The organism is Serratia sp. 14-2641, assembly GCF_001692375.1.
In the GTDB taxonomy this organism is placed as follows: Bacteria; Pseudomonadota; Gammaproteobacteria; order Enterobacterales; family Enterobacteriaceae; genus Chania; species Chania fonticola_C.
The window spans coordinates 1-9,471 of sequence record NZ_LXKR01000060.1 but is presented as its reverse complement, the minus strand read 5'-3'; the positions used below and the strand labels follow the sequence as shown (position 1 = coordinate 9,471).

At 47.6% G+C, this 9,471-nt stretch carries 6 protein-coding genes; all 6 read right to left on the bottom strand.

Going from position 1 to position 9,471, the window contains the following annotated elements:
- Positions 1 to 1,359, bottom strand: a 1,359-nt coding sequence (locus A6U95_RS21070) for an amino acid permease (RefSeq protein WP_065685882.1), incomplete at its 3' end; no start/stop codon positions are given.
- Positions 1,360 to 2,057: 698 nt separating this feature from the next.
- Positions 2,058 to 3,293, bottom strand: coding sequence for a type 1 fimbrial protein (locus A6U95_RS30090; RefSeq protein ID WP_241810705.1), 1,236 nt, complete (start codon positions 3,291 to 3,293; stop codon positions 2,058 to 2,060).
- Between the two features lie 3 nt (positions 3,294 to 3,296).
- The gene (locus A6U95_RS21065; RefSeq protein WP_065685881.1) at positions 3,297 to 5,840 is read right to left on the bottom strand and encodes a fimbria/pilus outer membrane usher protein; all 2,544 of its coding nucleotides are present in this window, start codon (positions 5,838 to 5,840) and stop codon (positions 3,297 to 3,299) included.
- Positions 5,841 to 5,907: 67 nt separating this feature from the next.
- The gene (locus A6U95_RS21060) at positions 5,908 to 6,636 is read right to left on the bottom strand and encodes a fimbria/pilus periplasmic chaperone (protein ID WP_065685880.1); all 729 of its coding nucleotides are present in this window, start codon (positions 6,634 to 6,636) and stop codon (positions 5,908 to 5,910) included.
- 72 nt (positions 6,637 to 6,708) lie between these two features.
- A complete protein-coding gene (locus tag A6U95_RS21055) occupies positions 6,709 to 7,260 on the bottom strand; it encodes a fimbrial protein (RefSeq protein ID WP_065685879.1) in 552 nt (183 codons plus the stop codon).
- Positions 7,261 to 9,339: 2,079 nt separating this feature from the next.
- On the bottom strand, positions 9,340 to 9,471 hold a 132-nt coding region (locus A6U95_RS30815; RefSeq protein ID WP_158006233.1), incomplete at its 5' end, for a serine hydrolase.

Here is a 9,471-nt window from a genome sequence, read left to right as displayed (position 1 = left end):
ATACTTCATACCACCGGCGTACAGCATCAGCAGTGCGTAGAAGGTGGCGATCAGCGCGAAGATCAGATCCTTTTTATGATCGCGTTTATCGGTTTCGTAAGTTTCGCCGGTCATGGCCAGCTTCAGCCCATAGGCACCCACTAACAGGTACGGGATCAGCGTCAGGGAACTGGTCAGTTCCAGCGCCAGTTGGAAGGCGTAATCACTAAACAGCGTCAGGATTAAGAACACCTGAATGGTGATGTTGGTCAGCCAGACGGCGGAAGAAGGCACCGCATTGCTGTTTTCGGTGACGAACACCTTCGGCATACTCTTGCTTTTCGCGGCGGAAAACAGCACTTCTGCCGCCAGCAAAGACCAGGAGAGATAAGCGCCCAGTACCGAAACAATCAGGCCCACGCTGATGAAGATTGCCCCCCAGCGCCCAACAATAGCTTCCAACACGCCCGCCATCGAAGGTTGGCGCAACGCCGCCAGATCGGGACGAAGCAGCACGCCGTAAGACAGCATGGTGATCAGTACCAACAGGCACAGCACCCCGATGAACCCCAACACCGTGGCAATCCCCACGTGGCTGCGTTCTTTGGCATAGCGGGAATAGACGCTGGCGCCTTCAATCCCCAGGAATACGAATACCGTTACCAGCATGGTGCTGCGCACCTGGCTGAACAGGGATTCGGGTTCCGCGGTCGGGACGATAGCGGCAGCGGCATGACCTACATAGCCGTAGTCGTTAAGGTGAGAGAGATCGCCCACGCTTGCCAAAGAGGCTGCTGAGGCTGCGGTCTCTGGTGTTCCCCAGAAGTTGAGTGCAAACACGTCACTTTTGAAGGCAAAGATCAGCACAATGATAAAGATAAGGATCGGCAGGATTTTGGCGATGGTGGCAATGGTGTTGATCGCCGCAGCGCTTTTAACCCCGCGCAGTACCAGAATGTGGAATCCCCAAAGAATGACCGAGGCAAACAACACCGCGGGAATAGTATTGCCGTCGCCAAATATCGGGAAGAAGGCCCCCAGGGTGGATTTGATCAGCACAAAGTAAGAGACGTTACCAATACAGGTCCCGGCCCAGAAGCCAAGTGCAGAGGCAAATCCCAGATAATCACCGAATCCGGCTTTGGCATAGATAAACACGCCGGAATCGAGATCGGGTTTACGTTGCGCCAGCGTTTGAAACACAAATGCCAGCATTAACATCCCGCCGCCCGCAATACACCAGGCGATAATGGCACCAAACCCTCCCGTAGCGCGCCCAAAGGTGGCCGGTAAAGAAAATATACCGGCCCCTATCATGGAGCCCACTACCAGTGCGGTGAGAGACCATAGGGACAATTTATTCGTTGATGAGCTCGTCATGGTTTTCCTTACTGACACCGAGTCAATGAAATAATGTGTTATGAACGGGTATTGTTATCAATACACAGGGCAACAAATTATAGACATAAATATGATATTTACTTGGTCTCATAATAATTTTTTACAGCGATTAATTTTGGTCTGATGAGTTACAACCTAGAGTTGATCGATAAGTGAGCACTTGGGGTTGAGTTTCTTTGTAATAGTCATTTTTATCCTTAAATATATCCCCTTCTCCAGGGGGGGGGCGAATCAAACAAAACAACACAAAAAATCGCAGGCATTTCCTGTGCAACTATAAATATCGATCTTCAGAAGGCCTGGATAAATCATAGGGCTAAATCTCGCTATATACCCGATTTACTTGGAGCCAAAAGGAAATTGAGTTTCGTGTGGTAATCAATATTCGTCTTTCCATTTTTGAACGGAGAGGCTTACAGGGGGGCTGTTACCCTCCTGTCAGAAACGTGTTGGCTACATTGTTCCTGCATTTTGAGTTTTTTAACACCACCTGCTCCGGACCGATTTTGTCTGTATCAGATCGGCACATACCGCATTAAATCGATATCCTGTGTGTAGAACTGTACATCCTGCACTCCGCCCGGCGGTCAGAACTCGTTCCACCATTGCAATCGAGGGGATATGTGCCAAGCAGAATGTTACTGTACTGATATTTTTCTTATAAAAATGCCTCACGGTTAATAATAATTAATCAGGAATACCGTTTTACCATCGGCTCTTCCTGGTGTAACCATGGGAGCCGTTTGAATATAGCGTGCCGACAGGGGTACTCTGATAACTGGGCTGCCATCTTTCGGTAGTTGTAACAGTTTCTCTGTCGTAAAATCAAACAAGGATGGGCTGCTGCTTGGACTTCCCCAACCTAGCTGAATGCCTACGCCTGATGCGGAGTTCGGTGAGGAAGTATCTATCGCCATAATACCGTTGGTTGAATCAATAATCGACGTGGAGGGTGTTAATCGTACGCCAACGTTGTTATTGGAAGACGCGGGGATCGAACCTCCACCGCCTGTGTTGTTGTCAAAGAGCAACGTACTATTATTGTTGTCATAGTAACCATAGAAGGTTGGGCAGCCGGAAAGCATAATAGACGCATCTATCCAAGGTGTGATCGAGCCTTGCCCCGTAAATGACGCCATTTTTTCGTAAGTGCCCATGTCCACATTAACATCCGGTGTTATACAGGTTTGCGTCGATATATTTAACTGCCCCTGAAACTGGATAATATTAGTGGTGAGCGGGAAGCCAATTACATTGGTTAGGCCGTTGCTGCCATTGGTAAAAAAGAGCCTAAAACTAGGCAGGCTTGCCGCCGATAGTGTGTAGGATCCGGGTATTAATGTCCCTATTTTTACCAAAGAGAAGTAACGGGTTGAGTTTGATACTGAGTAACTGTTTGTCGCGGGAGGATTTACTGTAATCGTACTATTAATATTCGAATACGATGGCGTGTCCAGGGTTACAGCCCCACTGGTATCTCCCCTCGACAGTGCAACGCCTATACCTGGAATGTTAGTTTGATATACGGCACCTGCGAAAGGAGAAACCGACCAACTGGATAATGGCAGTGGAGTGTTATTGAGAATAAAACCGAAATTATAATATATACTTTCAGGTGTTGTGGAGTTTGTATTACAAGCTATCTGGGGGCCTGGGGTTCCCCCTGCCCATATCCCCTGATAGATAATAGTGCCAATAGGCATATCTATCCCGGCCGAAATCGTTGGCGGGTTCAGCGTTACCGTATCGGTACGCGGAATACCTGGTGCAGGGTTACAGGTTACCTGTGCCCAGGCACTGCCGTAGCAGAATGTCAGCAATAACAGCAAGGTTGCCGTTTGTTGTCTTTTCGTCATCACTGTTGCCTTTTCGCTGTTTAATATTCCAGCAATTTTGTTTCTTGATAGGAACATCTATTATCCTTGGCACACGGAAGTAAAGCGTATCAGCGAGGCTGACCGCTGGTTTTTGACCTGTGGCGACAACAGATAAGACAGGTTGCACTGCTGCGTTCCGCCTCGGCCCCACTTCACGCTGAGCTGGTCGTGTTCGTTCGCTACCCGGGCATAAATCTGTCCCATTTGCCCCACGGTGCCCACATTATTGCCCTGGCTGTCGAACACGTTGGCCCCAAAGGGCAGCGGAGTGTTATTGACTAACGTTGCGGTAATGAGCAACGGATAACCCTGCTGGGTGTCATATTTCAATTTCACCACTGCACCGGCATAAGGTGCCACTTTCTGGCTGGTAGTCTGCAACTCTATGTCATACGGTAACCCTTTCGGATCTATAGTCACTTCGTTCATCTCATAAGGATTCAGATACGGCACCGCCGCATGGCCCCATGGATCTACCTGCAGACCGGGATAATTGGCTACTCGAGCGCCGGCTGCCCCTTTTGCCTCGACGATGGCGAAAGTGTCGCCAGTATAGGGCGTCACCACCACTCCGTCTTGATAGGCCAATAACGTACCGCTCAAGCCCGCCGATGTGCTTTGGTAGTTTTTACCGGTGCTGTAACCTGCTGTCATATTGGTAACCGGACTGCGGAACTGGCCGTTCATCGCCAAGCTGCTGCCAATGCTCTGGTTATAGTGCGTGCCAGTTACGCCGTAGCTGTAACGCGAATCCTCACCCGCTGAACCGGATACTCCAACCTGTTGCCCCGTCAGCCCGTTACTATTGCGGTTAAGGCTGGCGGACAGCTGTGGTACGTTGGTTCGCTCCATACGGCCCAGCGGTACACTCAAGCTGAGCAGGAAGTTGTTTTCCATATCACCGCTACCGTTGCGGCTGCGGCTGGCAGTCAGATTATAGGTCAACTGGTTGTAACTGTTGCTGTAGCCCAGTTGGTATTGCAGATCCGAGGTGTCGTAATTCCAGTAATTTTGGGTAAACCCTGTGACATAAACCTGGCCCCAATGGCCCGGTAGCCCTTGGCTGACCGTGACGTTGAAGCGGTTCTTTGGTCGACGGATGTTGTCCACTGGCAGCTTTCTGTTTCCGGCATCCAATGCTTGGACTGCCGTCTGGAAATCCATAAAGCCTTCAGAAGTGAAACGATAGGCAGCAATGCTCAAGTTGCTTTTAGTCTCTGGCAGGAATTTGCTATACCCCAACTTGTAACTTTCTCCGCTGATGCGCTCATTGGGATCGCTACGCAAATGGGTGCTAGCTTGGGTGACGTCTGCCGAGAAGGCACCAATGGCGGTGCTCAGCGCAGACCCTAGCTGAAAAGCATAATAATCCTCGCTGGCCTGCAATCCGCCGTAGCTGGTTATCAGGTTGTTCAGACCACGCTGATAGGTCGCCTGAAACAGGGCATAATCCTTGCTGAGGTTTGGCTCTCTGATTTCGCCAGCCACCACATTGTAGCGATGGGTCCCAGGACGCAATAGGTTGGCTACCGAGGCAAAAGGTACTGAGAAGTTCTGGGTGCTGCCGTCAGCTTCTGTGATCGTCACGTCCAGCGTGCCGCCATAGCCAGTTGGATAGAGATCGTTGACTTCAAATGCGCCAGGCGGCACGTTGACTTCATTAATTACCCGGTTATTCTGACGAATGGTGACCCTGGCATTGGTCCTGGCGATACCGTACACCGTTGGAGCATAACCCCGTAAAGAACTCGGTAACATTCGATCGTCATTGACCAGTTCGACCCCACGGTAAGGCAAAGTATCGAACACTTGCCCCTGTGTATTGCTTTCACCAATAATCAATCGCCCCTGGATAGTGGGGATATCTCGCTGTACAAATGTGTTGAGCGATTCATAGTGGCCGCCGTATTTTTCCTGCCAGTTATAGGTGCTGTTATGCCGAAAATACCAAGCCCCTACGTTCAGGCCACTGTTGATACCACCAAAAGCGGAGTTGGTTGTCTGACCGTGTGAACGCTGGGTATTTCCATTGGCCGTATAACCGAATAATAGGGCATTCACGCCTGAGTCCCACAGTTCCGGGCTAATATAGCCGCGCGCAGTACTGTTCATGTATGCCTGCGGCACGGTGATATTGAGCTGCTGTGCGCCTGAGTCGAATTCCACCTGGGCCAGTGGCAATAACGCTTTGAGCGGGAAGCACTGTACCCCTGATTTCAATGTACTGCTAAAACTTGCGGGCAGCTTGTCATAGTTGAAATTAATACGTGCCAGAAGCTCATGGGTTAGGCAAGGCTGTACCGAACGGTCCGGCTGCTGGATAAATAGGATCGTGTCACTGCCCAGCTGCCCACCATTGATGCTTATATCGGCCTTATAGCGGCCGGGCAGGACTGAAGCCCCATGTTCAAAACGGCTAAGGTCAATATTGCCCGGCCGAGTTTCGTTCAGAAATATCGGGTCAAATTTTGCGCCGTCTGTCGCTCCTGCGCTATTTTGCACGGCGTTCTCAACCTGGGCATAGGCGGACACGGAGGTGGCTAGAATAAGCAAAGTCAGACGTGGTAGTGTAAAAGACGGCATAAGTGTTCAACGTAGTAAGGGCTGATATTTGCGCGACAGCTTGATATCACTCTATGAACAACAGGCCTCAGAGTGTAGATTTCAGCTTGGTAGTCGCACCCCAGTCATTGATATATTCGTATTCGACGTTCGCACCACTGTGTGACAGGGCTGGATAGTTAAACTGCAGGGATATACTGCCAAACGGTGGTATTAACTTGCCAGCAACTCCAGCTTTCTGAGCACCGCCTCCGATAGTGACTGACAGAAGCGAGACGTAATAGGCCCTCGGATTTTTCACTACCACATGGTTATCCTGCATAGAAAATACCAGCGCACTGGCTGCCTCGGTCGTATCGCCGGTCAGTGCCTGTGGGCGAAAGAACAGCTTGATACGCGAGCGGAAAGCAACCTGCAAACGATTGGGTGTGGCGGTGGCCTTGTTCAACTGCGGGATTTCCAGCACGTTCAACCAAAAAACCGACTCCCGGTCTTTGGGAAGATCTGTCCCGGTATAGCTGATACGCAAGGTCTGGCTTTTACTGGCATCAATACGGTTAACCGGTGGTGTGAGAGAGAATGGTACCTGGATATTGTCTGGCTTGTTGTCCACGCTGCCATCATCCAGCCAGCTTTGTACCAACACGGCGGATTGGCCTACGTTAGTGAGTTTTACCGTCACTTCCGGCTCTTTCTCCGGGTAAATTACCCGGGTGCCGCCAATCACCACGCTGGCTATGGCCTGCAGTGAGTACAATGCCAGCAACAAAACACAACATAAGTAGGCAAGGCGGGAAGAGAGAATTCGAATAGTCATAGTCGTTATCCTGCATAAACAGACCGAAACCCATCCAGGTTCCGGCCTTATTATATTGACTAGCCAGAGGGGTTATTCGTACTGCAGGTTGTAAACGACACTGCTGGTGACGGTGCCCGGAGTAACTTGGGCATTGGCATAATATTCAACGGCATAAGGGAGAGTTGCGCTGCCGGTTCCATCCACATCAACGAATGCCATATCGGTAATCTGATTGGTGTTGCCTACATTGATGACGCTGTTGTTACCTGTGACATCCAGTAGTTGCAGGTCAACCAGGGATGCTGTCCCGCCGACGTTCAGCAGACGTCCAGTTGCCAGGTCTACGGTTGCACCTGGTTGGAAATAAGCTGCCACGCGGGAGAAAGTATTACCTATCTGGCAACCGGAAACATTCATGTAGAAGGTGGTTCGGCCGGCTGAATTGCCAGAGCTGACCAATTGGTTGGCACTCACGGTTGGCAGCGTCACGATGGCATCAGACCCTTGGCCGTTAACATCAACATTACAGGTGTTGTCCGTGATCAGACCGTTGAAGGTGATAGTGCCGGTGGAAGCACTATTCGCAAGTGAAGAAACGCCCATTAGCAAAACAATAGAAGCGACGAGAGCAGATTTTTTCATGGTTAAACTAATCCTTTGATTATTGAGAGAAGGGATCGCTGCCTAAATTTTGAGTAGAGCCTTCAATGAAAAAATAATTGGCGCATTTTTCGGAAAACATATGTTCAACAAAATATGGTATGTCTCCTTATTGGCATCTGCTACGCATATTTATCTGACGAAAAAAGAGATTGATATGCGTCCAAGGTGATTGCCATCTTCGTTAACTCACATGACCAATGTTACCCTTTCGGACTTGGTTGCTTTCATAGAGTAATTATATATTAATTTATGAAAACCGCAGGTTTTTTATTTTGGCTTCTAACTATGAACTTATCCGCTAACCAATAACAGTAATTCATGTTGTGGCGATATTTTATATCGTAAAAATAAATGTTAGTATGGGATATTACCGCTGGCAGTAATCAAGCAAATATCATCATCAAGAGACTAAAATTTTTCTTAGCGAGTTTTTTGAGAAAAACTGTGCTGATAAGGGGATAAGTTCATAGACTTTAGTTCCATGTACTTTTTGACGTCTCGGTCTGACGATTCGTTCCTGGGATCGGAACTAGGATAATTCAGAGCCTTGGTCCGGAACATAACAGGTGGAAAGCGTAGTGATTTTCATTTTCAAAACGGAGCTTATTATGTTGTATGCAATCTAAATGGTTGATTTAGTTTAGAGACTCTGATGCTAGGGCTTGGCTAGAACAGTCGTCCATCTACAAATTGGTAAATATGATTTATGCATTATTGGCGGGCATTACCAATGGTTTATTGGCAAAGCCATATAAAGTAAGTGAGTATTTTACGTGTTGAATTCAAAAAGACATCGACTGGTTTTGACCTGTTCCCCGTTGATTAGTACACCCCGATATTATTAATATCAATAACAAACACTACATGGCACCTATGCATATGCATGTACCCCAAGATAAATGTGCTTTGCAGGCAATGAAGTCGTCACAACGAAAAAAATCAATGCAATGACTATGTCTGCCATGCAGTTCCTGATGCATAGGGATAAGACATAGTCAACTTGAATTGTTTCATCATTACAATGCATTTTGTATAAAAATTTTATTTGCATCTAATAAGTATAACTATATAGTTTCGTTACATTATTAAAGTGTTTCCCTGGTGTTGGCCAATTTGGCAGCCTCATTTTGCATTCGGAGTGTGGGTGAGGCTTTTTTTTCACTACTTATAACATTTCCTCTGTGATGGGTTCTAGATTGTAATGATCTACTCTCATTTAACGTTGAAGGAGGCTATAGCCTCTTTTAAGGCATATCTATTCTTCAGATGCGTTTAGGAAGATAGAGTCAATAATCATCTCTGTTACATTAGTAGATAACTCATAACTCTGCTCAAAAATTAGGATTTTGTCATTAACCATTCGATAGGTATGGGGGTTTTTGTTTTGTAGTGGTTCAGGTTTCTGACCAGTTGCACCTTGATGATTTTAGACACTTTTGTCCTAGTCTACCGTTGAAATCTTCGACAGTGGTACTGTCGGCCGGGTTTGGGGTGGGGGGGGGGGAAGAACAAAAAAGGCCCTAAAGAGGGCCAGGATCTGAGAGTGTATATCTTTTTTTGCTGATGGTAGGAAACCTTCTCACTGAGATTAGCATCAAAGATGGCGTTTTGATATACATGGTGTACACATATATTCCTACAGACTTTTGATGATCTTATGCTTCTCCATCTCAAGCACGGCTTTATTTATCGCAGGTGACTCGAGGGTGAACTGTTCAATTTTGCACCTTATTGCGTCAGCAGGCAATGTACTGGAGGGGAGAACAGTCGAGAGTAAATAAAGAGAGAGTTCTGAACGTACCACTAGATGTTCAATGACCGCTTCCTGAATGGACAAGCGTCTGCGCAACTCATTAATGTCTCTGTCTGACATGGACTTTCCTTTTTATGAAAGTATTACCACTTTATCCTAGGGGGGAATTAACGTACACCCAAAATCATTGTATGCGCTCACGTTACAATGTGTTTTACGATATCCCAATAAAACGCCAGAAGTTGATCGAAGCATGTTGACTAGTTATTATAAGCCCGTGGCAAGGTTGTCACGGGCTTTTTATCTTACTGTAGCGCTTCTAGAATAGCGTAGCTGGTTTTTATACGTTCCTGATTGGGATAGTTTTTGTTTGCTAACATCACTATGCCGATTTGTTTTTCAGGAATAAAGGCAACATAGGCACCAAAACCTTCGGT